At 66.3% G+C, this 1,153-nt stretch carries 1 protein-coding gene; it reads right to left on the bottom strand.

Annotated features, from left to right (window positions below):
* Positions 1-105: 105 nt before the first annotated feature.
* Positions 106-1,153 (bottom strand): NAD(P)/FAD-dependent oxidoreductase (locus tag A6V37_RS01050; RefSeq protein WP_075643393.1); only part of this gene is annotated, 1,048 nt, incomplete at its 5' end.

Genomic DNA, 1,153 nt, shown 5'->3' with positions numbered 1-1,153 from the left:
ACACCGCAGCCCCCGCCGCAATAGGGACACGTGGTCCGACCGCCGTCCTGACTGCCGTCAGGCGCGCGAGTGAGAATGATGGGGGCACTCACATTGAATTCCGGTTCAGGCGGCCTGAGCCTCACATAGGGCCTTGCCGAACAGCAACTGGCTGCGCAGCGCGGAAATATCGGTCTGCTCCTGGATCAGCTGGAAGTACCACGCGCCGTCCTTGACATCGCCGTACAGGACCGCGCCGACCACCCGACTGTCTTCGAGCACTAGACGCTTGTAGACGCCGCGCCGCGGATCGCGCAGCACCAGGTCTTCGCTGTCCGGGCCCCCCATGAAGTCGCCTGCTGAGTACAGGTCGACGCCGGTAACCTTGAGCTTGGTGGCCGTCGCGCGCTGCACGTAACGGCGGTGACCCGCGCCGGCCAGGTGTGCGCCGCAGACGCGCGCCTGGTCCCAGATCGGCGCCACGAGGCCGAAGGTCGCCGTGCGGTGCTGCACGCATTCGCCGACCGCATACACACGCGGATCGTAGGTCTGCAAAGTATCGTCGACCACGATGGCCCGCTCGCAGTGCAAGCCCGACTGCCTGGCGAGTTCGATATTCGGACGCACCCCGGCTGCCATGACCACCAGGTCTGCGGGAATCTCCGTACCGTCCTCGAAACGCACGGCGGTGACACGCTCCGGTCCGACGATTTCGGCGGTGCGGGCCTTCAGCAGGAAGCGCAGACCCTTGCGCTCCAGCGTCTGCAGAAGCAGAGCCGACGCGCTCCTGTCTAGCTGGCGGTCCATCAGGCTATCGGTGTCGTGCACGACCGTGACCGACATACCCTGGCGCATCAGCCCGTTGGCCGCCTCGAGCCCGAGGAGGCCGCCGCCGATGATCACCGCGTGACGGTGGCTGCGCGCAGCGGCGAGCATCGCTTCGACATCCTGAATGTCGCGAAACGCGATCACGCCCGGCAACTGGTGACCCGGCACCGGAATCAGGAACGGCTTTGAGCCGGTCGCGATCAGCAGCCGGTCGTAGCCCACCTCGATGCCGCTTTGCGAGCGCACGACGCGGCGTTTGCGATCGATTGCCGCAACCGGGTCGCCCGCGTACAGGCGGATACCGTTCTCGTCATACCAGTCGCGCGTGTTGAGGATGATGTCGTCG

It is taken from the genome of Paraburkholderia ginsengiterrae (assembly GCF_001645125.1).
GTDB lineage: Bacteria > Pseudomonadota > Gammaproteobacteria > Burkholderiales > Burkholderiaceae > Paraburkholderia > Paraburkholderia ginsengiterrae.
The sequence above is the reverse complement of the archived record's forward strand: the minus strand, read 5'-3'. Positions and strand labels throughout refer to the sequence as shown.